18 protein-coding genes are annotated in these 22,586 nt (G+C 73.3%); 9 read left to right on the forward strand and 9 right to left on the reverse strand.

Annotated features, from left to right (window positions below; genetic code table 11):
- Nucleotides 1–105 precede the first annotated feature (105 nt).
- Together ACF08N_RS28665 and ACF08N_RS28670 are read right to left on the reverse strand one after the other, a co-directional pair.
- Nucleotides 106–525, reverse strand: a complete 420-nt coding sequence (locus ACF08N_RS28665; protein WP_392327600.1) for a GtrA family protein — start codon at nucleotides 523–525, stop codon at nucleotides 106–108.
- Complete coding sequence (locus ACF08N_RS28670; RefSeq protein ID WP_392327601.1) at nucleotides 522–1,496, reverse strand: glycosyltransferase family 2 protein; 975 nt, start codon at nucleotides 1,494–1,496, stop codon at nucleotides 522–524. The genes ACF08N_RS28665 and ACF08N_RS28670 overlap by 4 nt, the downstream gene beginning before the upstream one ends.
- A 124-nt stretch (nucleotides 1,497–1,620) precedes the next feature.
- Between ACF08N_RS28670 and ACF08N_RS28675 the strand changes: the two genes are divergently transcribed.
- Both ACF08N_RS28675 and ACF08N_RS28680 read left to right on the forward strand, forming a co-directional pair.
- Nucleotides 1,621–4,014 carry a YfhO family protein gene (locus ACF08N_RS28675; RefSeq protein ID WP_392327602.1) on the forward strand — a complete coding sequence of 798 codons (2,394 nt, stop codon included), beginning with the start codon at nucleotides 1,621–1,623 and terminating at the stop codon, nucleotides 4,012–4,014.
- A 245-nt stretch (nucleotides 4,015–4,259) separates the two neighbouring features.
- Nucleotides 4,260–5,183, forward strand: a complete 924-nt coding sequence (locus ACF08N_RS28680) for a class I SAM-dependent methyltransferase (protein WP_392327603.1) — start codon at nucleotides 4,260–4,262, stop codon at nucleotides 5,181–5,183.
- 63 nt (nucleotides 5,184–5,246) lie between these two features.
- Here the strand turns inward: ACF08N_RS28680 and ACF08N_RS28685 are convergent, their stop codons facing one another.
- From ACF08N_RS28685 to ACF08N_RS28695, 3 genes are all read right to left on the reverse strand, one after another.
- A complete protein-coding gene (locus tag ACF08N_RS28685) occupies nucleotides 5,247–6,752 on the reverse strand; it encodes a protein kinase (protein ID WP_392327604.1) in 1,506 nt (501 codons plus the stop codon).
- Nucleotides 6,749–7,384 (reverse strand): hypothetical protein, encoded by a 636-nt coding sequence (locus tag ACF08N_RS28690; protein ID WP_392327605.1) that lies wholly within the window; start codon nucleotides 7,382–7,384, stop codon nucleotides 6,749–6,751. Before ACF08N_RS28690 ends, ACF08N_RS28685 begins: the two co-directional genes overlap by 4 nt.
- A 124-nt stretch (nucleotides 7,385–7,508) precedes the next feature.
- Nucleotides 7,509–9,557, reverse strand: a complete 2,049-nt coding sequence (locus tag ACF08N_RS28695) for an N-6 DNA methylase (protein WP_392327606.1) — start codon at nucleotides 9,555–9,557, stop codon at nucleotides 7,509–7,511.
- 279 nt (nucleotides 9,558–9,836) lie between these two features.
- Here ACF08N_RS28695 and ACF08N_RS28700 point away from each other — a divergent pair, with 279 nt between their 5' ends.
- Both ACF08N_RS28700 and ACF08N_RS28705 read left to right on the forward strand, forming a co-directional pair.
- Entirely contained in the window at nucleotides 9,837–10,646 is an 810-nt protein-coding gene (locus tag ACF08N_RS28700) for a DUF4352 domain-containing protein (RefSeq protein WP_392327607.1), read from the forward strand.
- A 117-nt stretch (nucleotides 10,647–10,763) separates the two neighbouring features.
- The gene (locus ACF08N_RS28705; protein WP_392327608.1) at nucleotides 10,764–11,531 is read left to right on the forward strand and encodes a hypothetical protein; all 768 of its coding nucleotides are present in this window, start codon (nucleotides 10,764–10,766) and stop codon (nucleotides 11,529–11,531) included.
- 118 nt (nucleotides 11,532–11,649) lie between these two features.
- Here the strand turns inward: ACF08N_RS28705 and ACF08N_RS28710 are convergent, their stop codons facing one another.
- The 3 genes from ACF08N_RS28710 to ACF08N_RS28720 form a co-directional block, all read right to left on the reverse strand.
- Nucleotides 11,650–12,396, reverse strand: a complete 747-nt coding sequence (locus ACF08N_RS28710) for an N-acetyltransferase (RefSeq protein ID WP_392327609.1) — start codon at nucleotides 12,394–12,396, stop codon at nucleotides 11,650–11,652.
- Nucleotides 12,397–12,512: 116 nt separating this feature from the next.
- Nucleotides 12,513–13,268: an HNH endonuclease family protein gene (locus ACF08N_RS28715; protein WP_392327610.1), complete on the reverse strand. Its 756-nt coding sequence runs from the start codon at nucleotides 13,266–13,268 to the stop codon at nucleotides 12,513–12,515.
- Between the two features lie 99 nt (nucleotides 13,269–13,367).
- Nucleotides 13,368–14,252 (reverse strand): hypothetical protein, encoded by an 885-nt coding sequence (locus ACF08N_RS28720; RefSeq protein WP_392327611.1) that lies wholly within the window; start codon nucleotides 14,250–14,252, stop codon nucleotides 13,368–13,370.
- A 97-nt stretch (nucleotides 14,253–14,349) separates the two neighbouring features.
- Here ACF08N_RS28720 and ACF08N_RS28725 point away from each other — a divergent pair, with 97 nt between their 5' ends.
- Complete coding sequence (locus ACF08N_RS28725; RefSeq protein WP_392327612.1) at nucleotides 14,350–14,898, forward strand: TetR/AcrR family transcriptional regulator; 549 nt, start codon at nucleotides 14,350–14,352, stop codon at nucleotides 14,896–14,898.
- Between the two features lie 70 nt (nucleotides 14,899–14,968).
- On the forward strand, nucleotides 14,969–16,240 hold the full coding sequence (locus ACF08N_RS28730; protein WP_392327613.1) for an SGNH/GDSL hydrolase family protein: 1,272 nt from the start codon (nucleotides 14,969–14,971) through the stop codon (nucleotides 16,238–16,240).
- Between the two features lie 201 nt (nucleotides 16,241–16,441).
- On the opposite strand, the gene mfd is transcribed toward ACF08N_RS28730, so the two are convergent.
- Nucleotides 16,442–19,972, reverse strand: coding sequence for a transcription-repair coupling factor (mfd, locus tag ACF08N_RS28735; protein WP_392327614.1), 3,531 nt, complete (start codon nucleotides 19,970–19,972; stop codon nucleotides 16,442–16,444).
- 231 nt (nucleotides 19,973–20,203) lie between these two features.
- Between mfd and ACF08N_RS28740 the strand changes: the two genes are divergently transcribed.
- The 3 genes from ACF08N_RS28740 to ACF08N_RS28750 are packed head-to-tail and all read left to right on the forward strand — an operon-like array spanning nucleotide 20,204 to nucleotide 22,552.
- On the forward strand, nucleotides 20,204–20,698 hold the full coding sequence (locus ACF08N_RS28740) for a SigE family RNA polymerase sigma factor (RefSeq protein ID WP_392327615.1): 495 nt from the start codon (nucleotides 20,204–20,206) through the stop codon (nucleotides 20,696–20,698).
- Nucleotides 20,691–21,104, forward strand: coding sequence for a hypothetical protein (locus ACF08N_RS28745; protein WP_392327616.1), 414 nt, complete (start codon nucleotides 20,691–20,693; stop codon nucleotides 21,102–21,104). Before ACF08N_RS28740 ends, ACF08N_RS28745 begins: the two co-directional genes overlap by 8 nt.
- Nucleotides 21,105–21,145: 41 nt before the next feature.
- Nucleotides 21,146–22,552, forward strand: a complete 1,407-nt coding sequence (locus tag ACF08N_RS28750; protein WP_392327617.1) for a DUF2079 domain-containing protein — start codon at nucleotides 21,146–21,148, stop codon at nucleotides 22,550–22,552.
- Nucleotides 22,553–22,586: the final 34 nt, after the last annotated feature.

Raw genomic sequence — 22,586 nt, forward strand, 5'->3', positions numbered from 1 at the left:
TGCACAAAGCCTTGCGGTGATCGATGGTAGGCAGTCGGAGTGGTATGGGCCACTGATTCGCCAAACGATTCGCCGGGCGTGGGGATGCGCGGGCGCCCCACCGCGTCAGCGGGCCGAGGCGCGCTCCGGCTTCGCGTCGCGCCCGGCCCGGCGGGAGTCCGGGCGGAGCATGATCGTGCGGGAGACCACGAACGTGATCGGGATCGCTGCCGCCGCCGCGATCAGAGGGGCGTACCGGCTGCCGAGGTGGAGCACGTCCACCAGCAGGTACACCCCGCTCGTGGTGACGACGAAGTTCGCCGCGTTGGTCAGCGGGAACAGCAGGAACTTCCGCCACGTCGGCCGCGTGCGGTACGTGAAGTACGAGGTCAGGAAGAACGATCCGACCATGCTCAGCAGGAAGGCGACGACATGCGCCGCCACGTACGGGAGCCAGGTCAGCAGCACCAGGTACAGGCCGTAGTACGTCCCGGTGTTCACCACTCCCACCAGGGCGAATCTGACCATCTGGCCCCGTACCGTCATTGCCCTACCAGTTCCCCCGTGCGCCTGTTCCGCTCGTCGTCCTGTCGGGGAAGGCCGGCGTTGGTCGCCTTCACCAGGAAGTGCGGACGCCGCTTCACCTCGTAGTAGATGCGGCCGACGTACTCGCCGACCACACCCAGCATCAGCATCTGTACCCCGGCGAGCGCGATGACCGCCACGAGCAGGGTGACATACCCGGGGGTGTCCACGCCGTTCACCAGGGCGACACCGACGATCCACGCCGCGTACGCCATGGCCACCGCGAGCAGCAGCATTCCGAGATAGATCGCGGCACGCAGCGGTTTGTTGTTGAAGGAGAGCAGTCCGTCCAGGCCGTAGTTGAGCAGCTTTCCGAAGCTCCATTTGGAGCGGCCCTGCTCGCGCACCGCATTCTCGTACTCGAAAGTCGTCGTACGGAATCCGACCCAGGCGAAAATGCCCTTGGAGAACCGGTTGTACTCGGTGAGCTCCAGAATCGCGTCGACCGTACGCCGCGACAGCAGCCGGAAGTCCCCCACGCCGTCCACGAGCTCGACGTCGACCAGCCGGTTGATCAGCCAGTAGTAGGCGCGCGCGGTGACGGTGCGGGTGACCCGGTCGCCCTTGCGGGTGCGCTTGGCGATGACCTGGTCGAAGCCCTCCTCGTACAGATCCAGCATGCGCCGGACCAGCTCCGGCGGGTGCTGCAGATCGGCGTCCATGATGACGACCGCGTCGCCCTCGGCATGCTGGAGACCGGCGAGCATCGCCGCCTCCTTGCCGAAGTTGCGGCTGAAGGAGACATAACGCGTACGGGAGTCGGCCTCGGCGATCTCCTGGAGGAGATCGAGCGTCCGGTCCTGGCTTCCGTCGTCCACGTAGACCAGCTCGAATTCCTGCCCGAGCAGAGCAAGTTCGGCGGTCACATGGTCGTGGAAGCGGCCGATGATCTCCTCTTCGTTGAAACACGGGACAACTATCGAGATCAGCACGGGAGAACAACAACCCGCTCGAATGTCGCCGCCCCGTTCTCCACATGACTCCCAGGCGACTATTGGGTGAACTGACCTGTTCCCAGCATGTTTTCACGATCGGCGCTGGCATATTCGATTCATCATGTGGACTCTGCCTTCCGCGCGCGGCCGTGCCGCTGCCCTCGCCGCGCTGATCACCGTAGGGACGGTGAGCGCCGGCGACGCCGTCGCCCGCACCTTCCCCTTCGGACCGCGCACCCGCAGCGTGAACGACCTCGGCAACCAGTTCGTCCCGTTCCACGCCCGCCTGTGGGACCTGCTCCACGGACGCGCGGACGGCGGTGTGCTGCTCAACTGGCAGTCGGGCTACGGCACCAGCGCCCTGCCGGATCTCGGTACGTACCTGACGAGCCCGTTCTCCCTGCTCGTCGGGCTCTTCCCGCGGGACGAGATCGACCTCGCCGTGTACGTCGTGACGCTCGTCAAGACGGCCGCCGCCGCCGCGGCCATGACCTGGCTGCTCACCGCGCTGCACACGGGCAACGGCCGCCGGTGGATGGCGGGGGTGCTCGGCGCCTCGTACGCCCTGTGCGGCTGGTCGGTCGTGGAGGCGTCGTACAACCCGATGTGGCTGGACGGGCTGATCGCCTTCCCGCTGCTGTGCCTGGTCGGCGAATGGGCGCGGACGGGCAGGAGGCCGCTCCTGGGCCCGGTGATCGTCGCGCTCGCGTGGATCGCCAACTTCTACACCGCCTACATGGCCACGCTCGGCGCCGCGCTGGTGTTGCTCGCCCGGCTGCTGCTGGAGGACACCGGGGCGCGGGAGCGGATCCTCGCCCTGCTGCGCGCCGGGTGGACGGTGCTCCTCGGGATCGGCCTGTCCGCTCCGGTCCTGGTCCCGGTATTCCTCGGTTCGAAGCATGCCTACCCGGGCTGGAGCAAGGAGTTCGCGCCCGCGGGCTGGACGGACGTGTTCGCCCGGACGCTGCCGGCGACGTACAGCTTCTTCACCCCCGCCGTCTTCGTCGGCGGCGGGGCGCTGCTGCTGGCCGCCGGCCTCGCCTTCAACCGTTCGGTGCCGCGGCGCGAGAGACGCCTGTGGACCGTGCTCACGGTGGCCGTCGCCGTCTCGCTCCAGTGGGGGCCGACGCACCTGGTGTGGCACGCCTTCGCGACCCCGAACGGCAGCCCCTACCGGCAGACCTTCGTCCTCGCCGGCCTCGTCGTCATCGCCGCCTGGACCTGCCTGTCGCGCGGCTGGCCCGGACGGCGGCCGCTGCTGGGGGGCGGTGCGGTCGTGGCCCTGATCGCGCTCGGTGCGGGCAGCAGCGACCTGGTCAACGGCCCGGCCTACCTGCTGTTCGCGGCGGGACTGGCCGCCGTGCTCGGCGGCCTGCTGCTCGCCGCGCGGGGCCGGGCCGTGGCTGTGGCCGCGGTCCTGCTCACCGGGGCGCTGGCCGGCCAGGCCGCGGCGACGACCGCGTACGCCGACCGCGAGCGGCCGGCCAGGCTCGACGACTACCCGCCCTGGGGCGTCTCGCACGGCGAGCGGGCGGCGGCCGTCGCCGCGGCCGACGGCTGGCCCGCCTACCGCACGGACCCCGGGCGCACGCAGCTCACCGGCAACGACCCGATCCTGCTGGGCGGCCAGGGCGCGTCGTACTACAGCAGCCACACGCCCGACGTGCTGACGCGCACGCTGACCGCGCTCGGCGGCGGCTGGACGTCACGCGGCCGCAGCCTGCAGTCCCTGGACAACCCGGTCACGGACGCCGTGTTCTCGGTCGGGGCCCGGCTGCGGACCGCTCCGGGCGGGAAGCCGCAGGTGATCCGGCAGGAGACCGCCCCGCTGGTGACCGTGCGGCCGCCCGGTGCCGAGCCGCGCTATGGCGCCTCGCCGTTCCGCAACCAGGAGCTGCTGCTCGGCGCGAAGGTCTACGAGTCCCCGGTGGAGGGCGCCTGTCGCGTCGGCACCGAGGTGTTCCTGTGGGCGCCCGACTACACGGGCACGGCACGCCTCGGTGACGGCCCCGCGGCCATGCTGAGCGGCGGACAGCCGAAGCGGCGGGCGGCGCTCACCCCGCTCGGCACGGTCACCGAGCCGGGCACCCCCGTCGTCTACGGCGGCCGGGCGCCGCGGGACGCGAGCATCGGCTGCCTGGACCGGGACCGGCTGAACGCCGCGGTCGCCGGCCTCGCGAGGACCGGCGCGGTGCGGGTGGACGTGACGGACAGCGGTGTCACGGCGGATCTGCCGCCGGGCACGAAGGGCACCGCCGTGCTCGCGGCGCCGCGGATCGCCGGCTGGAGCTGCGGGGGACGCCCCGCGGACTCGTACCTGGGCCTGGTGGCCGTGCCGCTGGACGGCACGTCGTCGACGGTCACCTGCTCGTTCCGGCCGCCCGGCCTGCGGGCGGGGTCCGCCGCGGGCGCGGGGGCGCTGCTCGCGCTGGCCGTGACCGTCCCGCTCGTCAGGAAGCGGGCCCGGTCGCGCGGAGACGTGACGGCGTCGGAGCCGGCCGGCGGGAAGGCGTGAAGGGCCGGTGGCGGTGGCCCGCGCGGGTGTGACAGGCCCGGGGCGGTGTCCCACGCGGGTGTGACAGACCCGGGGCGGTGGCCCGCGCGGGTGTGACAGGCCCGGGGCGGTGGCCCGCGCCGGCGGGTGTCACCTCCGCTCGACCTGGAACCAAAAGGTCCTTCACGGCCGCGCCATCAAGACTTCACCTGCGCAGCATCGGCCCTTGGTGGGGCCCGCGGCCGTTCACGCGTACGTTCCCGGGCATGCCCTTTGTGCCCAACCGTTTGACGAAGCGAGTCCTGCGCCCCGCCCTCACGTTGGTCGAACCGCGCGTGAGATGGGGCGTGGAGCGCGTGACCAGGCCCCTGCGGGCCGACGTGGACTCCCTGCGCAGAGAGGTCGAGGAGATGCGGACCCACCAGTACGCGCTGGGTCTGCTCCTCGACAGCACGGGCAGGGGGACGCACCGGATGCCGACGCCCGGCGCGATCGACACCCTGGTGCGCCAGATACAGCAGGTGAGCGGCGGCAGCGAGCACGCGCACCGCAGCGTCGTCGTCGCCTACCGCACGGTGGTCGCCCAGGAGGCCCTCGGCGTCGGCAGGCTGGCGGGCTCCACGTCCAACGTCTGCGGAAAGCTCGCCACGGTCCCCCTGCTGTCCCCGCCCAACGGGAACATCCTCGAAATCGGCACGCTCTACGGGCAGTTCGCCTCCGCCCTGCTGCGGATGCTGCACCGCGCCGGTACACAGCCCGACCTCACGATCGTCGACCCGCTGGCCGGCTCCCAGCTCCAGCCGGGCACCACCCACCACGCGGACCCGACCGGGACACCCGTGCAGGAGGACGTCGTACGGGCCAACCTGGCGCTGGCCGGCAGTCCGCAGGCGTACGCGTCGAGGATCGAGCGGGGGTTCTCGTCCGATCCCGACGTGCGCAAGGCCGTCTCCGACCGGGAGTACGGCGTGATCATCGTGGACGGCGACCACTCCGAGGACGGGGTGCGTGCCGACCTGGAGTGGGTCGAGGAGATCGTCGCCCCCGGCGGGATCGTGGTGCTCGACGACTACGGCGACAAGAAGTGGCCGGGCGTGCAGGACGCCCTGGACAAGCACCTTGCGGCCGGCGCGTCCCGGCTGCGGATGCTGGGCCGTGTCTCGACGTCGGCGTATCTGCGGGCGACCTGACCGGACCGCCTTCAGCAGGGCGGCCCCGCTGCCGGGAACGGCGGCGGGGCCGCCCTGTTGGTCTCAGCCCGCGTGGAACCGCTGCTGGTGCTCCAGTGCGCGCCGCAGCTCCGCCGGGAGTCGGTGGTAGGGGCCGTACGCGCGCTCCGCGTCGAGCAGGAGCGCCTGGAACTGGTGCCGGGCGGCCGTGTGGTCGCCCACCGCCAGCAGCAGATGGCCGATGCGGTGGCGGACCTGGAGCGCGCGGTCGCGGTCGGCGCTCTCGTAGTACGGCAGGACCGCGCGGTACTCGGTGAGCGCGGCGGCCGCCTCGCCGAGCTGCTCCAGGCACTGGGCCGCGTCGAAGCGGTACTGCAACGTCTGCGGGTCCGACGGTCCCGCCTCCGCCGTGCGGTCGTCGGCGAGGCGGCGCAGCTCGGGCAGCGCCCGGCGGTACTGGCCGTCGTCCATCAGCGTCGCCGCGTACTGCTTGCGCAGGATCCGCACCACGGGCGAGTGCTCGCCGTGCTCGGCGGCGGCCGCCGGGAGGATCCCGCCGAGGATGTCCACCGCCTGCGTGATGCTGCCCTCGCCGAGCAGGCGCTTGACCTCGTCGACGGCCGCGGCGACGTCCGGCCGCGGCGCGGGCGCCACCGGCGGTGCCACCGGGGGCGGGGTGCTCACCCGGTCCGGCCAGGGCGCGTGCGGGCGCAGGAAGGGGCGGGTGGGGTCCAGCGGGCCGGCCGGCGCACCGCGCGCGGGCAGCAGGGGCGCCAGCACCTCGTACACCTCCTGGGCACCGGACGGCCGGTGCTGCGGGTCCTTGGCCAGCAGGCGCAGGACCAGGGCCTCGAGTGGCTCCGGGACCTCGGGGCGGACCTGGCGGACCGGAAGCGGCGGCTCGTAGAGATGGCGGTGCAGGACGCCGAGGGCGGTCGACCCCGCGAACGGCACGTTCCCGCTGAGGAGTTCGTGCAGGAGCACCCCGAGGGCGTACAGGTCGGTGTACGGGCCGACCGCGCCGCCCATCGCCTGCTCGGGGGCCATGTAGGCGGGACTGCCGATCGGCGAACCGGTGTGGGTGAGGCGGGTGGTGTCCGTGTCGACGACGGAGGCGACGCCGAGATCGAGCACGGTGACCGTGCCGTCCGGCTTCACCATCACATTGCGGGGCTTGAGGTCGCGGTGGACGATCGGCACGGCGTGCACCGCGCCGAGCACCGCGCACAGCTGGGCGGCGACGGAGACGGCCCACTCCCAGGGGTACGGGTCGTGCTCGGCGAGATGGTCCGCGAGGTCCGCGCCGTCCACGTACTGCATGACGAGGTACAGGTCGTCGCCGTCGCTGCCCGCGTCGTGCACGGTGACCAGGCCCGGGTGGGAGACCTGGGCCGTCACCCGGCACTCGCGCACGAAGCGGCGGCGCATGTCGTCGGCCGCGGTGGCGGCGGCCATGTGGTCGGGGCGCAGCAGCTTGACGGCCACGCGGCGGCCGAGGCGGGTGTCGTACGCCGTCCAGACCTGGCCCATGCCGCCCTGGCCGATGAGCGCGGACATCTCGTAACGGCCCGCGACGACACGGCCGTTCACCTGCCCTCCTCCTTGCGGAGGAGGTCGCTGAGCTCGTCGAGCTCGGCACGGACCTGGTCGATGCGGCCGGACCGCGGCGGCGGCTCGGCGGCGGGCGCAGTGATCGGCTCCTGCGGGGCGGGCGCGGGCTGCGGGGGGACCTGCGGGTGCGGGGCGGGGGCCGTGTGCCGGGCGGGCGCGGGGTGCGGTGGGGCGGCCGGGGGCGGATAGCCGTACGAGGGCACCGTGGCCTGGTAGGGAGAGCCGGCCATCGGCACGGTGGGCGGCGGCACCGGGGCCGCCCTGTCGTAGTGGCGGATGTCCGTGACCAGGTAGAAGGCCAGCACCCCGAACGTGCCGATCGCCAGCCAGGCGAGGATCACGCCGGCGGTCGCGTCGGACAGCTCCGCGTCCGGGTCCTCCGGTGTCGTCTCGCCCACGTAGACGAGGCAGGCCACATGGAACACCAGCAGCGCGCAGAACAGGATCCAGTGCAGCGCCCGGCGCGTCACGATCGCGAGGCGCAGCATCGGTATCCAGCCGAGCAGCCCGCAGCTCAGGAGCGTCACCGCCGAGAAGACCAGGCGCAGCGCGAGAAGCGTCCCCGGGGTGGGACGCGGAGGCTGCGGCGGCGCATAGCCGTGGCCGTGCATTCCTGCTCCTGACACAGACATACGAGGTGGGACGAGGAGATGAGCGTATACACCGACACCGACAACGGCTCCGGGGTTGTACGGAACGGTTGTCCGGTGCGTCACCCCGCCGCGGCCCGGCAGGTCACTCCGGTCGTACGGTGCCGTCCGTCAGCCCGTCGTACAGCCCCTGCACCAGTTGTTCGCCCAGCCTGTTCGCGAGCCGCAGCGCGTCCTCGAACTCGGCCAGTGCCCGGAAGCGGGCCCCGTAGCGCCGCTGGTCGGCCGGCGGCAGGCGCGGCAGCTGGAGGCGGCGCACGTCGAGGCGGGTCGCGGTCGACGCGTAGCTGCTGGCCTGGCGCTGGTTGGCGCTGCCGCGCAGGAAGCCCGCGAGGAACCACGGGTCGAGCGCGGCCGGGTCGGGGCGCAGCAGCTGGAGGTTGCGACCTAGGGCCGCGCCGGCCTCGGTGGCGTCCGCCACGCGCGCGACCGTGCCGCCGCCGAGCACGGGGACGACGACGTCGCCCGCCTCGACCAGGACGGGCTCCTCCTCGGGGCCTTCGCGGAGGCTTCCGGAGGGCGGCCTGCCCGCGAGGACGTCCTGCTCGGTGAGGACCGCGACGGGGGCGCCGGCCGGAGCGGCGCCCGGTCCTCCGGCACGCAGGACGAGGGCGCCCGCGCGGGCCAGCTCGCCCACGGTGGTGGACGGCCAGTGCGCGGGAGCGGCCGGGGGCTGCTCGACGGGCGGTGGCGTGAGTTCGCCGGTGCGCCGCAGGCTCTCCGTCAGCCGTTCGCGCACGGCGCCCAGTTCGGCGGCGCCTCCGCCCGCGGCCGGAGGCGGCAGGTGGCGGGCGGGGGCCAGGTCCACGTCGTCGTCGAGGAGTTCGATGACGGGGACGGGCCTGCTCACGCCGGGGTTCTCCTCGGCCGAGCCGTTCCGGTCGAAGGGCTGCCACGCGTCGAGCACCGCGGTCTGGACGGCCGGCCAGTCGAGCCGGTCGCGGCCCGGCGCCGTCGCCTGGTCGGTGCCCGCGGCGTCCACGAGGAGCAGATCGGGCGAGGGCCGGTCGCCGGCGCCGGGCCTGCGGAGCACCCACAGGTGCAGGGGGATGCCGTACGGGGGCGCGGCCCCGGCGGGCAGGGCGATGACGGCGCGCAGGGCGCCGCGGCGCAGCAGTCCCGCACGGATGCGGCGGCCGGAGCGGCGGGATGCGGCGGCCGGGGGCATCAGGAGGACGGCGGTGCCGCCGGGGCGCAGGCGGGCCAGTGCATGCTGGACCCAGGCCAGCTCCGACTCCGTCCGCGCGGGGAAGCCGTACTCCCAGCGGGGGTCGTAGGCGAGTTCGTCGTGGCCCCAGTTGCGTTCGTTGAACGGCGGGTGGCACAGCACGGCGTCCGCCGCGAGCTCCCCGAACGCGTCCGCGCGCAGCGCGTCGCCGGCCGCCGCCCGGACGTCGGCGTCGGTGGTCAGGGCCAGCCGCAGCGCCGTGAGGGCGGCCAGGTCCGGGTCGACCTCCTGGGCGTACAGCGCGGCGGGCCGGTCGGCGGCGCGCAGCAGCGCGCCGGTGCCGGACGCGGGGTCGAGGACGGTCCGGGCGGGTCCGGCGAGAGCGGCCATGAGCGCGGCGGGGCCGGGCGGGGTGAGCGTGTACTGGCGGGGATTCGCGTCGAGGTGACGGCCCAGCAGGAACTCGAACGCCTGGCGGGTCCCGGTCTCCGCGGCGAGTTCCGCGACGCCGCGCAGCATCGGCACGGAGGGGACGAGCTCGTCGGTGAGCGGTGTCCGTACGGCACGCGGGGCGCCGAAGCGCAGGGTCAGCACCTCCTCCACCGCGACGGGCAGCACCTCGGCGAGGCGCTCGTCGGAGACCGCGGAGAGCTCCAGCCAGCCGGCCGTCCTGTCGCGTACGAGGAGGAGCGCGCAGCCGGCGTGCACCAGGGCGGTGACGGCACCGGAGGGATGGCCCGCGAGCTGCTGCCAGACCCGTTCGCGCAGCGGGACCTCGGCCAGTTTTCCCTGGTCGCGCAGCCACCGCTCGACGTCGGCCAGCGCGAAGGAGGGGCTCGTCTCGCTGCCGCCGACGGGCTTGGGGAAGTCGGCGTGCCGGCGGCGCCAGTTGCTCACGGCGGCGCGGCCCACTCCCGCGAGCCGGGCGATCCCGGCAGCGGTCACCTCTGCTGCGTTGTCCGGCACCCGGCTGGCTCCCCTCGACCTGTTCCGGCCACCGCACCGGCGGGCTGTCGCTCGCCCCGGCGGGGCGGGTGCCCACCGGGTGGTCCGGCGACCGTCCGCACAGGGCGGTTCCGATGCTGTGGCGGCGATCCTACCCGCCTTCCTGGCCGGACCCCTTCACATGATGACACCACCATGAACGAAGAGTTCTTGTTGACTCGGTTCACAGGCTCTGCTCTCATTGACCCATCGGAACACGGATCCGGCCTGACGGCCCGGCCACAACCTCGGGGGACACCCATGTCGCAGACCGCCCAGCAGCCCGAACAGCCCCACGGCGCCTGGCCGTACGGCGCCTCCGGCGCGTCCGCTCCGGTGCGCAACGGGCTCGGCACCGCCGCCCTGGTGCTCGGCATCATCGGCACCGTCACCGGATTCGTCCCGCTTCTCTTCTGGCTGGGCGGCCTCCTGGGCCTGCTCGCCCTGGTCCTCGGCCTGCTGGGCCGGGGGCGCGCCAAGCGCGGCGAGGCCACCAACAAGGGCACCGCGACGGCCGGCGCGATCCTGGGCCTGATCGCGATGATCGTCGGCGTGGTGATCGGGATCGCGACGGTGAAGGCCGTGGACGACGCGGTCGACGACCTGAACAGGACCACCGAGAACACCGCCCCGAAGAACCCGTCCGAGAACACGGGCCGGGACGGCAAGAACACCAAGGCCGAGGTCCTCGGCGCCGGGGAGAGCATCGTCTACGACGACGACCTGACGGTCACCGTCTCCGCTCCCGAGCCGTTCACTCCCGGCGAGTTCGCCGTCGGCCACACCAAGGGCAACAAGGCTCACAAGGTCACGATCGTCATCGAGAACGCCGGCAAGAAGAAGTTCGACTCGACCCTCGTCACCGTCATGGCCCGCGCGGGCAAGGACGGCGTGAGCGCCGAGCGGATCCTCGACGACAAGGTCGGCCACGGCTTCGACAGCGCGATCCTGCCCGGCAAGAAGGCCACGGTGACCTACGCCTTCGACGCCCCGGCTGACGCGAAGAACCTGACGGTCGAGGTCGTCCCGGACGTCTGGTACGACGCCACGCAGTGGGACCTGGCCCTCTGAGCCGGTCCCCGGAACCCGCCCCCGCCGACGCGCGGCGCGAGGCCGGCCGGCGCTCCTGACCGCCTCCTGCCGCGCATCCCTTCCCTTCCCCCATCACCCCTTCCTCGGAGAACCCTCATGCCTGCCACCGCTCCCCGCCGGTTCACGCACCTCGTCCGCGCCGCGCTCTGCGCCGGCGTCGCGCTCGCCGCGACGGCCTGCGGCCCCTTCTCCGGCGCGTCCGACGAAGCCGACGGTCCCTTCCCCGGGATGTCCGGACCGGAGATCGCCGACAAGGCCGCCGAGGCAACCGCCAAGGCGACCTCCCTGACCGTCGACTTCGCCGGCGACACGACCGACGGCACCATCAAGGCGTACATGGCGATCGACGCCAAGGGCGACTGCAAGGGAACGCTCACCATGGGCGGGACGGGCACCGCCGAGCTCGTCCGCACAGGCGACACGGCCTACATGCGCTTCGACGAGGCGTTCCTGCGCAGCCAGAACGAGGGCGGCACGGCCGAGGAGAACGCGGAGGTGCTCAAGATGCTCAAGGGCCGCTGGCTGAAGGAGAACGCGTCCTCGCCCGAGGCGAAGGAGCAGCTGGAGTTCTGCGAACTGGACACGTTCCTGGGCGAGTTCCGCCAGGGCTACACGCTGGCGCGGCGCGGCGGCACGACCACCCTGCAGGGGAAGCAGGCGGTCGTCCTCACCCAGAAGGACGGGGATGCGAGCTACAAGATCTACGTGGCCGCCGAGGGCGAGCCGTACGTGCTGAAGGTGGAGCAGAAGGGCGGAGAGGAGCCGGGGACGATGACGTTCACGGACTTCAACAAGCCGCTGGGGCCGATCGAGCCGGCCGCCAAGGACGTCATCGACCTGCACAAGGCGCAGCCCGAGCAGTGAGCGCCGGACACGAACCGCCGGGGAGGCCGCAGGAGGGGGCGGCCTCCCCGGCGGCGGTGCCGTCCGCCGCCGGAGGCGTACCGAGCCCGCCCCCGCGCGGGCGCGGGCCCCGCGCGAGTCACAGCCGGTGGCGCACCCAGACGTTCGGCTCCACGTACACCGCGTAGCCGCGCTCCGCCTCGACGTGCACCGGGACGAGGGCGCCCGGGACCTCGACCTCGCCGCTGGTGTCGAAGGGCAGGCCCGTCCACTTCCGCCACTCCGCGACCGACCCGGACACCGTCATCGACGCGGGCGCGACCTTCTCGACCACGCCCCCTGCACGGACGTGGACGCGCAGCCAGGGGTCGTGCGGAAGGCCGTCCGACGGGCGGGTGCGGAAGGCGTACTCGTGGATGGACGCCTGCGGTTCGGCGCTCTTCGCGCTCGGCCGCACCGGCGCGATCAGCTCGGCGAAGCCGAGCCGGCGCACGTTGTCCCGCATCGCCGCCAGCATCAGCCCGGATATCCCCTGCCCCTGGCGGTCCGTGGCCACCGTGATCTCGATCGCGCTGACGACGTCCGGCTTGCGTCCGTGCCGCAAGTCGGAGAACGCCCACAGCACGACCTGGTCCCAGCCCCGCTCCGGCAGCTCCCGGCGCCCGTCGGTGTCCAGGGCCAGCGGCACGCTGAACGCCCGTGCCACGACCCGGCCTTCGGGGTCCGTCGCGACCAGGACGTACTCCGGCAGCTCCGCGACGATCCGCCCGATGTTGGCCCAGCCGACCGGGTCGTGGGTGACGAACTCGTCCCAGGTGTCGAGCATCTGCCACAGGGGGCCCTGGAGTTCGGGGCGTTCGGCAAGGGTCGTGATGGTGAGGTCCATGCCCGGAGGCTACCGACCGCCTCAGAATCCGCCCCACCGATTTCTCCCGGGCTTCGGGTCCACCGCCCTGCGTGCCGCGCGTTCCACCTGTTCCACGGTCCCGGCGCCGGAGCGTGTCAGCCGCCGCACTGGCGCAGCATCGCCCGCTTGTCGGCCGCGGTCACCGCGAGTTCGTACGCCGTCGCCACCTGGGCGAACCGCACGGCGTAGGAGCAGCGGACCCGCTTGTTCGGCGGCAGCCAGGACGCGGGGCCGGAGTCGCCCTTGGCACTGTTCGCGCGGCCGTCGACGGGCAGCAGGTTGAGCGGGTCGTTCGCCAGGCGCCGCCGCTTGGCGTCGTCCCAGCGGGCCGCCCCCATCTGCCAGCTGTACGAGAGCGGTACGACGTGGTCTATCTGCACCTCGGACGCCCGGCGCTTGCGCCACTCGACGGTCCTGCCGGTGTACGGGTCGTGCAGGGTCATCCGCACGACGACGCAGTCGGAGCCGGAGCGGTGGGCGAGGTCGTGGCCGTCGCGGGCGAGCAAGTCGTTGCGGGTGTCGCAGCCGTTCCGGGCGAGCGGGACCCCGTCCGCCGTGTCCAGCCAGGCGTAGCCGAACTCGTCCCGGTCGTAACCGGTCCTGGGCCCCCGCCCCTTGGTGGCCAGCGCTTCGATGACCTCGCGGGCCGCCGCCCGGTCGCGGTCGGTCGTGACGGCGCCCAGACCGGGCCGGGTCCCCTCGGGGTTGTCGAGCGGGCTGGTGCCGGATGCCGGCCCCGGGGTGGGCTTGGCGTCGGCGCCGGGCTGCCGGGCACCGGTGGCATCGCAGCCGGCGAGCACGACCACGGCCAGCAGCGCGGCCCCTCCCGCGAACGTCCCGTGTCTTGTCACGCCCGTACGGTACCGGGCCGGTGGTGCGGTGCCGGGGCGGGTTCCGGCGCCGGACCGTGCCGACGTGCCGTGACGTGCCGGTGCAGAGCCACTGCCGTGTCAGACCTTGCCGATGCCGAGCGTGTTCTGCGCGGGCAGCAGGCCGGTGCCGAGGGCCGCGAGCCAGTAGGGGCCGAGCAGTTCGGACAGGCGCGCGGTGTCGTCCGGGCCGAGGGCCGCCCAGGGCCCGGTGGCCGTCTCGTCCGTACACCGCTCGATCTCGGCGCGCAGCGCGCGTCCTTCGGTGGTGGCCGTGCCGTCGGGGTCCACCAGCCCGCGGGCCGTGAGCCGTTCACGGCCCGCGCGCCATTCGTCCGCGCTCCAGCCACGACTGGCGAAGGTCTCGACGGGCGCGGCGCCGATGCCGGCGAAGGAGACCAGGGACTCGACCGGGTCGAGTCCGGCGGTCAGCAGGGCGGCGATGTGCCCGTCGCCGCGGTGCTCGCGCAGGACAGTGGCGGCCTGCCACAGGACGAGGTGCGGCTCGTCGGCCCAGGGCAGCGCGGCGTTGGCGGCGGCGAGGGGCCGGCCGGCGCAGTCGGCGGCCTCGGCGGCGCGGCGGGCGAGCGCGGCGGCCTCGGCGAGCGCGGGCGTCCCGACGGCGTCCCCGAGGACGTCGCGGTAGGTACGGTCGACGGCGCGCAGGCGGGCCGCGACGACGTCGCCCGGGGCGGCGGTCCGCCAGGCGGCCGGCACGTACCGGCCCACCATCCGGGGGCTGAAGCTGTAGAACGCCGAGGCGACCCGCGCCGTCCCCGCCTCGCCCAGGGGCGCGGCGCGCCAGGCGAAGTAGCCGGGCCAGCGCTCGTCCGTCCCGTATCCGAGGGCGGCGGCCTCTTCGAAGGCCGGCGGCGCGTAGTAGAGCAGGGCGTGCAGGGGCTCCAGCAGATGCCACATCTGGCGTACGCGTCCGGGCTCCACGGTGTCTTCGGTGTTCACAGCCATGTCGTCCTCCTCCGTCGACGTACTCATCTTGTCACTGGCAAGATTCCTCTCCTCTCCCCAACTTGTCAATGCCTAGTTTGTGCGTACGCTGCTGAGCATGACCACCCGGCGCACCTACCACCACGGCGACCTGCGGCACGCCGTACTGACCGCCGCCCTCGACGTCATCGCCGCCGAGGGCCCCGACGCCCTGAGCCTGCGCGACCTGGCCCGCCGCGCGGGCGTCTCGCACGCCGCCCCCGCCCACCACTTCAAGGACCGCACGGGCCTTTTGACGGCCATCGCCGCCGAGGGGTACGGCCTGCTGGCCGACGCCCTGGCGGACGCCCCCGACCTGCGCGAGCGCGGCATCGCCTACATCCGCTTCGCCATCGACCACCCCGCCCACTTCCAGATCATGTTCCAGCCCGGCCTCCACCGCGCCGACGACCCGGACCTCCTGGCCGCCAAGGAACGCGCCTCCGCCGAACTGCGCGCCGGCGTCACCGCCCTGGGCCCCGACCCGCGCACCGCCGGCATCGCGGCCTGGTCACTCGCCCACGGCTTCGCGACACTGCTCCTCACCCACAACCTGGACGACCCGATCGGCGACCGGACGCCGGAGGAGGTCTTCCGCTCGCTCACCGCGCTGGCGTTTCCCAAGTGACGGGGGAATAGCGGAAGTCGACGACCGCTTGAAGGTGATCGACAACGGAGCGAGCAGACGGGTGGAGCAGATGAAGAGCACATATCCCCTACGGCGCACGGGCGTTGCCCTCCTCGCCGCGGTCACGCTGACCGCACTGCCGTTCACGGCCACAGCCACCGCGGCGGACCAGCAGGGCAACCGTGCGTGGCGCGGCGCCTGGGCCGCGTCGCCGCAGGAACCGACGGCCCCCTTCGCACCCAACTGGTCGCCGCAGGGCTTCTCCGACCACACGGTCCGGCAGGTCGTCCGCGTCTCCACCGGCGGCACCAAGGCCCGGATAGAACTCTCCAACCGGTACGGCACCACCCCGCTGCGCATCGCCGGAGCGACCGTGGCCCGCACCGCCGAGGGCGGCGCCGTGCAGCCCGGCACCGTGCGGCAGCTGACCTTCGGCAAGCATGGGTCCGTCACCGTTCCGGCGGGCTCCACCGCCACCAGCGACGGCGTCGGCTTCCGGGTCGAGGCTCTCGATTCGGTCACCGTCACGCTCTACCTGGCCGGCCCGACCGGCCCGGCCACCTTCCACCACTTCGCCGCCGCCACCAGCTACCGCGCCGAGGGCGACCACCGCTCCGACGTGTCCGGCTCGGCGTTCGACGAGACCAGCGAGTCCTGGTACTACCTGTCCGGCGTCGAGGTGTCCGGCGGGCAGGCGGGCGGGGCGCGCCGGGACGGCGTGGTGACCTTCGGCGACTCCATCACCGACGGCGTCGGCTCGACGGTCGACGCCGACAACCGCTACCCCGACGAGCTGGCGGAGCGCTTCGCCGCCGCCGGCCGCCCGCGCGGCGTCCTCAATCACGGCATCGGCGGCAACCAGGTCACCAACGACACCACCTGGGCGGGCGAGAAGGGCATCGAGCGCTTCAAGAAGGACGTGCTCACCGAGCCGGGCATCCGCACGGTCGTCATCCTCGAAGGCATCAACGACATCGGCGGCAGCAGCCCCGCCTTCCCCGGCGGCGGCACCCCCGAGGTCTCCGCCGAGCAGCTCATCGAGGGCCACAAGGCGCTGATCCGCGCGGCCCGCGCCAAGGGCCTCACGGTGATCGGCGCGACGCTGACCCCGATCAAGGGCTCCTTCTACGACACCCCGGAGAACGAGGCCAAGCGGGACGCCGTCAACGCCTGGATCCGCACCTCGGGCGCGTACGACGCCGTCGTCGACTTCGACCGCGCGGTGGCCGACCCCGCCGACCCGGACCGCATCCTGCCCGCCTACGACGCGGGCGACCACCTGCACCCGGGCGACGCCGGGTACCGCGCGATGGCGCAGGCGCTGGACCTCGGCGCGCTCTGACACCCACCGGACCTGGGGCCGGCCCGGGTCGGCCCCGGGTCCGGTCCAGGGTCCGGGCCAGGGCCAGGGCCAGGGTCCGGGCCAGGGCCAGGGCCAGGGGCTGGGCCAGGGCCAGGGGCTGGGCCAGGGACAGGGGCTGGGCCAGGGACAGGGGCTGGGCCAGGGCCCGGTCCAGGGACAGGTCCGGGCCCCGGGCCGGGGCTACGACCCGAGGATCGTCGTCAGGAACTCGCCCGTCCACGCCAGCAGTTCGCGCCCCACCACCGGCTTCCCGCCGATCTTCCCGCTCGTCGGGCGCGGCACCAGGATCTGGTGGACGGCCGGCTTGATCACCGTGCGCGGGTACAGCCGCTTCAGCCGCAGCTCCTGCGACTCGCGCAACTCCACCGGCCCGAAGCGGATGTTGGGCCCCTGGAGCACGATCTCGCCGACGCCGCACGCCCGCGCCAGCATCCGCAGACCCGCCACCAGCAGCAGGTTCTCCACGGGCTCCGGCAGCTTGCCGTAGCGGTCGGTGAGCTCCTCGCGGACCGCCTTGACGTCCTCCTCCGAGTTGGCGGAGGCGATCGCGCGGTACGCCTGGAGCCGCAGCCGCTCGCCCGGCGCGTAGTCGTGCGGGACGTGCGCGTCGACCGGCAGCTCGATCTTGACCTCGAGAGGGGGCTCTTCCTCCACGCCGCCTTCGAGGGAGGCGCGGTAGTCGGCGACCGCCTCGCCCACCATGCGTACGTACAGGTCGAAGCCGACGCCGGCGATGTGGCCGGACTGCTCGCCGCCCAGAAGGTTGCCCGCGCCGCGGATCTCCAGGTCCTTCATGGCGACGTACATGCCGGCGCCCATCTCGGTGTGCTGGGCGATCGTCGCGAGCCGCTCGTGCGCGGTCTCGGTGAGGGGCTTCTCCGGCGGGTAGAGGAAGTACGCGTAACCCCGCTCGCGGCCGCGGCCGACACGTCCGCGCAGCTGGTGCAGCTGGGAGAGGCCGAAGTTGTCGCCGCGCTCCACGATGAGGGTGTTGGCGTTGGAGATGTCGATGCCGGACTCGACGATGGTCGTGGAGACCAGCACGTCGAACTTCTTCTCCCAGAAGTCCACGACCACCTGCTCCAGGGCGCTCTCGCCCATCTGGCCGTGGGCGGTGGCGATCCGGGCCTCGGGCACGATCTCCCGCAGCCGCGCGGCCGCCCGGTCGATCGACTCGACGCGGTTGTGGATGTAGAAGACCTGGCCCTCGCGCAGCAGTTCGCGGCGGACGGCCGCGCCGATCTGCTTCTGCTCGTACGGTCCGACGAAGGTCAGCACCGGGTGCCGCTCCTCCGGGGGCGTCGTGATCGTCGACATCTCGCGGATGCCGGTGACCGCCATCTCCAGGGTGCGCGGGATGGGCGTGGCGGACATCGTCAGCACGTCCACGTTGGCGCGGAGCTTCTTCAGCTGCTCCTTGTGCTCGACGCCGAAGCGCTGCTCCTCGTCGACGATGACGAGACCCAGGTCCTTGAACTTCGTCTCGGACGAGAAGAGCCGGTGCGTGCCGATGACGATGTCGACGGAGCCGTCGCGCAGCCCCTCCAGCGTCGCCTTGGCCTCCGTGTCCGACTGGAAGCGGGACAAGGCGCGGGTGACGACCGGGAATTGGGAGTAGCGCTCGGAGAACGTGCCGAAGTGCTGCTGCACCAGCAGCGTCGTCGGGACGAGGACGGCGACCTGCTTGCCGTCCTGGACCGCCTTGAAGGCGGCCCGTACCGCGATCTCCGTCTTGCCGTATCCGACGTCGCCGCAGATCAGGCGGTCCATCGGGACCGTCTTCTCCATGTCCTCCTTGACCTCGGCGATCGTGGACAGCTGGTCGGGCGTCTCCACGTAGGGGAAGGCGTCCTCCAGCTCCCGCTGCCACGGCGTGTCCTGGCCGAAGGCGTGGCCGGGGGCGGCCATCCGGGCCGAGTACAGCTTGATGAGGTCGGCCGCGATCTCCTTGACCGCCTTCTTGGCGCGCGCCTTGGTCTTCGTCCAGTCGGCGCCGCCGAGCCGGTGCAGCGTCGGCGCCTCGCCGCCCACGTACTTGGTGACCTGCTCCAGCTGGTCGGTGGGGATGTAGAGCCGGTCGCCGGGCTGGCCGCGCTTGGCGGGGGCGTACTCGACGAGCAGGTACTCGCGGGTGGCGCCCTGCACGGTGCGCTGCACCATCTCGATGTAGCGGCCGACGCCGTGCTGCTCGTGGACGATGTAGTCGCCGGTCTCCAACGTGAGCGGGTCGATCGTCTTGCGGCGCCGGGTCGGCATCCGCTGGCCGTCCTTGCCGGCCGCCTTCTGGCCGGACAGGTCGGTCTCGGTGAGCACGGCGAGCCCCAGCGCCGGGTCGACGAAGCCGTACTCGATCGAGCCGCACGCCACGTGCACGAGGGAGGGGGAGATGTCGGCGAGGTCGGCGTCGAGGCGGGCCGCGATGCCCTCGCCGCCCAGCACCTCGACCGTGCGGGCCGCCGGGCCGTGCGCCTCGGTGACATAGACCGTGCGCCAGCCGTCGGCCAGCCAGCCCTTGGTGTCCGCGAGCGCCCGGGCGGTGTCGCCGCGGTACGACTCCGGGGCGTGCATGCCGAGCTTGACCGTCCCGTCCGACAGCTCCTCGTCGGCGGCGAAGGGCGACACCGACCACCACATCATGCCCAGCTCGCGGGCCCGCTCCCGGACGTCCGCGATGCCCCACAGCGACGCCGCGCCGACGTCGATCGGGGCCTCCCCCCCGCCTGCCGTGGCCGCCCACGACGCCTGGAGGAACTCCTGGCTGGTGGCGACGAGGTCCGCCGCGCGCGTGCGCACCCGCTCCGGGTCGCACACGACGGCCATGGCGCCCTTCGGCAGGACGTCCAGCAGCAGCTCCATGTCGTCGACGAGCACGGGGGCCAGGGACTCCATGCCCTCGACCGCGATGCCCTCCGCGATCCTGCCGAGCAGCTCCCCGAGCTCCGGGTGCGCCTCGGCGAGCGCCGCGGCGCGCTGCCGTACGTCGTCGGTCAGCAGCAGCTCCCGGCACGGCGGCGCCCACAGCCCGTGCTCCGCGACCTCCAGCGAGCGCTGGTCGGCGACCTTGAAGTAACGGATCTCCTCGACGTCGTCGCCCCAGAACTCCACCCGCAGGGGGTGCTCCTCGGTCGGCGGGAAGACGTCCAGGATGCCGCCGCGCACCGCGAACTCGCCGCGCTTCTCCACCAGTTCGACCCGGGAGTACGCGGCGGCCGCGAGGCCCTCCACGATCTCGTTCAGATCGGCCTGCTGTCCGGTGCGCAGCTCCACGGGCTCCAGGTCGCCGAGGCCCTTGACCTGCGGCTGGAGCACGGAGCGCACAGGCGCGACGACGACCTGCACGGGGCCCGCCGCCGGGTCGTCGGGAGAGGGGTGCACGAGGCGGCGCAGCACGGCGAGGCGGCGGCCGACCGTGTCGGAGCGGGGCGACAGGCGCTCGTGCGGCAGCGTCTCCCACGACGGGTACTCGACGACGCCCTCGCCGGGCAGCAGCGAGCGCAGCGCCGCGGCCAGGTCCTCGGCCTCCCGCCCAGTGGCGGTGACGGCCAGCACCGGCCTGCCCGTCTCACGGGCGAGGGCGGCCACGGCGAAGGGCCGCGCGGCGGGCGGGCCGACCAGATCGACGTGCATCCGGTGACCGTCCCCGGCCGCCTTGACCGCTTCGGCGAGCGCCGGGTCACGTACGACGGCATCCAGCAGACCGTGCAGGCTCATGAAGGGCTTTCCGTCCAGGAGGACCCGTGAGGGTCCCGGGTGGGCAACGCGATGCGCCCGACACGTGGAACGGGCCGGGGGTCTCCAGCGTACGACGGTGGTACGACAGCCGCGTCCCGTCCCCGGGCGGACCCGGGGACGCCGCCGGAAAGAAACCTCGCACCGGCGTCAACCGGATCGCCTCCCGGGTGCGTATAAGCGGTGAGACCCACCACCCCGACAGGAGCAGCATTGACCGACGAGGAGTTCGAGGAGTTCTACGCGCACTCCGTGAAACACCTGGTCGGGCAGGTGTATCTGATGACGGGGGATCTGCACGAGGCCCAGGACGTGGTGCAGGAGGCGTTCGTACGCGGCTGGGCGCGGCGCTCCCGGCTGCGCTGGGACGCCCGGCCCGACGCGTGGATCCGCACCGTGGCCTGGCGGCTCGCGGTGAGCCGGTGGCGCAGGCGCGGCCGGGCGGCCGCTGCCTGGCGGCAGCGGAACGGGGAGCTGCCGGACAGCACGCCCGCGCCGGACGCGGAGACCGTCGCCCTGGTCGCGGCGCTGCGGCAGCTCTCCGAGCGGCAGCGGCGGGTGGCCGTCCTGCACTACGTCTGCGATCTCACCGTCGAACAGGTCGCCGCCGAGACGGGAATCTCGTCGGGCACGGTCAAGACCCATCTCTCCCGCGCCAGGGCCGCGCTGCGGCCCCATCTGACCTCGGAGGAGGAGCACAGTGTCTGACGTCCCGGGCCGCACCCCCGACCCCGCGGCGGGAGGCGGCGACGAGGCGCTGAGCGCCGCCCTCAAGCGGGCCGCCGAAGCCGGCGGCCGGCGCGTCGTGCCCGAACCGGCCCGGCACGTGGCGGCCCGCGGGGCGCGGCGCAGACGCCGCACGCTCGCCGCGGCGGCCGTGTGCGCGGTGTGCCTGCTGGCCGGGGCGGGCGCCCTGACCGCGGTCGGCCTGGCCGCGCCCGACGGGGGCGTCCCGGCGGCACCGCCGTCACCCTCGCCCTCGCCCTCCGTGTCGGTGCCCCCGCCCGACTCGGTGGTCCCGTCGCCGGGCGAACGGTCCCCGACCCCGACGGGTCTGTCGTCGTCGTTCCCGCCGTCCGGCGGCGACGACACGGGCTCCCCCTCGTCCCCCTGACCGTCGACCGTCCGCACCACCCCACCGAAAAGGGCCCTCTCATGCCAGGAGTCCTCCTCGCCGCGCCCGCGACCGGGGCGGTCGCCGCGACCCGGGCCGCGCCTTCGGTACGGCGCCGCGCCCCGGCGCCGTACGTCCTCGCCGGTCTGCTGTTCGTCGCGTACGCGACGATCTCCGTCTGCCGCTACCGCCGTATGGAGACGCTCTCCTGGGACCTGGGCATCTTCGAGCAGGCCATACGGGCCTATGCCCACCTCCAGGCGCCCGTCGCGGATCTCAAGGGGCCCGGGACGCACATCCTCGGCGACCATTTCAGCCCGGTCACCGCGCTTCTCGCCGCGCCCTACCGGCTCTTCCCGTCCCCCGTCACCCTGCTGGTCGCGCAAGCCGCGCTCTTCGCCCTGTCGGTGATCCCCGTGGCCCGTATCGCGGGGACCTCGATGGGTCTCGCGTACGGGCTGTCGTGGGGCGTGCAGCGCGCGGTCGACTTCGACTTCCACGAGATCGCCTTCGCCGTGCCGTTGATCGCGTTCGCTCTGGAGGCCGTCCTGCGCGGGCGCTGGTACCGCGCCCTGGCGTTCGCCGTCCCGCTGGTCCTCGTCAAGGAGGACCTCGGACTGACCGTCGCCGCGATCGGCGTCGTCGTGGCGCTGCGCGCCCGGCGCGCCTCGCCCCGGGCGGCCCTGTGGGCGCTCGGGACCGCCGCGTTCGGGGTGGTGGCGGTACTGGTCACGCTGACGCTGGTCATCCCCGCCTTCAACACCGGCGGCGGGTACGACTACTGGGACAAGGTGGGCCGGCACGACAGCGCGGCGGACTTCCTCACCACCGCGGTCGACGTCAAACTCCGCACCCTCGCCTGGCTCCTGCTGCCGACGACGGGTCTGCTCGCGCTGCGCTCGCCGCTGCTGCTGGTGGCCCTGCCGACCCTCGGCTGGCGCTTCCTGTCGGCCGACGACCACTACTGGTCGACCGACTGGCACTACAACGCGGTCCTCATGCCCGTCCTCGCCCTTGCGCTGGCCGACGCCGTGGACATCTGCCGCCGCAGCCCGCGCTCCTGGCTGCGCGCCTACGCCTTCCGGCTGCCCGCCGGCACGGCGGCCGCGGCACTCGCGCTGACGACCACGCTGCCCCTGGCCGCGCTCACCGATCCCGCGACCTACCGCAGGAGTGATCAGGTGATCGCCGCGGAACGGCTGCTGGAGCGCATACCGGACGGGGCGTCGGTCGAGGCGAACATCGGCCCCATCAGCCGGCTGGCCGGCCGCTGCCGCGTCTTCTGGGTGGGCGGTGCGCGGGGCGAGACACCGGACTACATCGCCCTGGACAACAGGGACGGCGGCTTCCCGCGGCCGGAGGAGTACGCCGTGACGCTGCACCCCGGCGCCCGCTATTCCCTCACCGGGGAGGCGGGCGGCTTCCTGCTGCTCCGGCTGCGGTCCTGACGGCCCGCGCCACGCGCACGACGGCCGGCCCCGC

Source organism: Streptomyces sp. NPDC015127, from assembly GCF_043080095.1.
Taxonomy (GTDB): Bacteria; Actinomycetota; Actinomycetes; order Streptomycetales; family Streptomycetaceae; genus Streptomyces.

Excerpts from the sequence above, each read along its gene's own strand:
- ACF08N_RS28665 (WP_392327600.1), bottom strand. The coding sequence starts at position 525 with ATGACGGTACGGGGCCAGATGGTCAGATTCGCCCTGGTGGGAGTGGTG.
- ACF08N_RS28675 (WP_392327602.1), top strand. The coding sequence starts at position 1,621 with ATGTGGACTCTGCCTTCCGCGCGCGGCCGTGCCGCTGCCCTCGCCGCG.
- ACF08N_RS28680 (WP_392327603.1), top strand. The coding sequence starts at position 4,260 with ATGCCCTTTGTGCCCAACCGTTTGACGAAGCGAGTCCTGCGCCCCGCC.
- ACF08N_RS28690 (WP_392327605.1), bottom strand. The coding sequence starts at position 7,384 with ATGCACGGCCACGGCTATGCGCCGCCGCAGCCTCCGCGTCCCACCCCG.
- ACF08N_RS28700 (WP_392327607.1), top strand. The coding sequence starts at position 9,837 with ATGTCGCAGACCGCCCAGCAGCCCGAACAGCCCCACGGCGCCTGGCCG.
- ACF08N_RS28705 (WP_392327608.1), top strand. The coding sequence starts at position 10,764 with ATGCCTGCCACCGCTCCCCGCCGGTTCACGCACCTCGTCCGCGCCGCG.
- ACF08N_RS28710 (WP_392327609.1), bottom strand. The coding sequence starts at position 12,396 with ATGGACCTCACCATCACGACCCTTGCCGAACGCCCCGAACTCCAGGGC.
- ACF08N_RS28720 (WP_392327611.1), bottom strand. The coding sequence starts at position 14,252 with ATGGCTGTGAACACCGAAGACACCGTGGAGCCCGGACGCGTACGCCAG.
- ACF08N_RS28725 (WP_392327612.1), top strand. The coding sequence starts at position 14,350 with ATGACCACCCGGCGCACCTACCACCACGGCGACCTGCGGCACGCCGTA.
- ACF08N_RS28730 (WP_392327613.1), top strand. The coding sequence starts at position 14,969 with ATGAAGAGCACATATCCCCTACGGCGCACGGGCGTTGCCCTCCTCGCC.
- mfd (WP_392327614.1), bottom strand. The coding sequence starts at position 19,972 with ATGAGCCTGCACGGTCTGCTGGATGCCGTCGTACGTGACCCGGCGCTC.
- ACF08N_RS28750 (WP_392327617.1), top strand. The coding sequence starts at position 21,146 with ATGCCAGGAGTCCTCCTCGCCGCGCCCGCGACCGGGGCGGTCGCCGCG.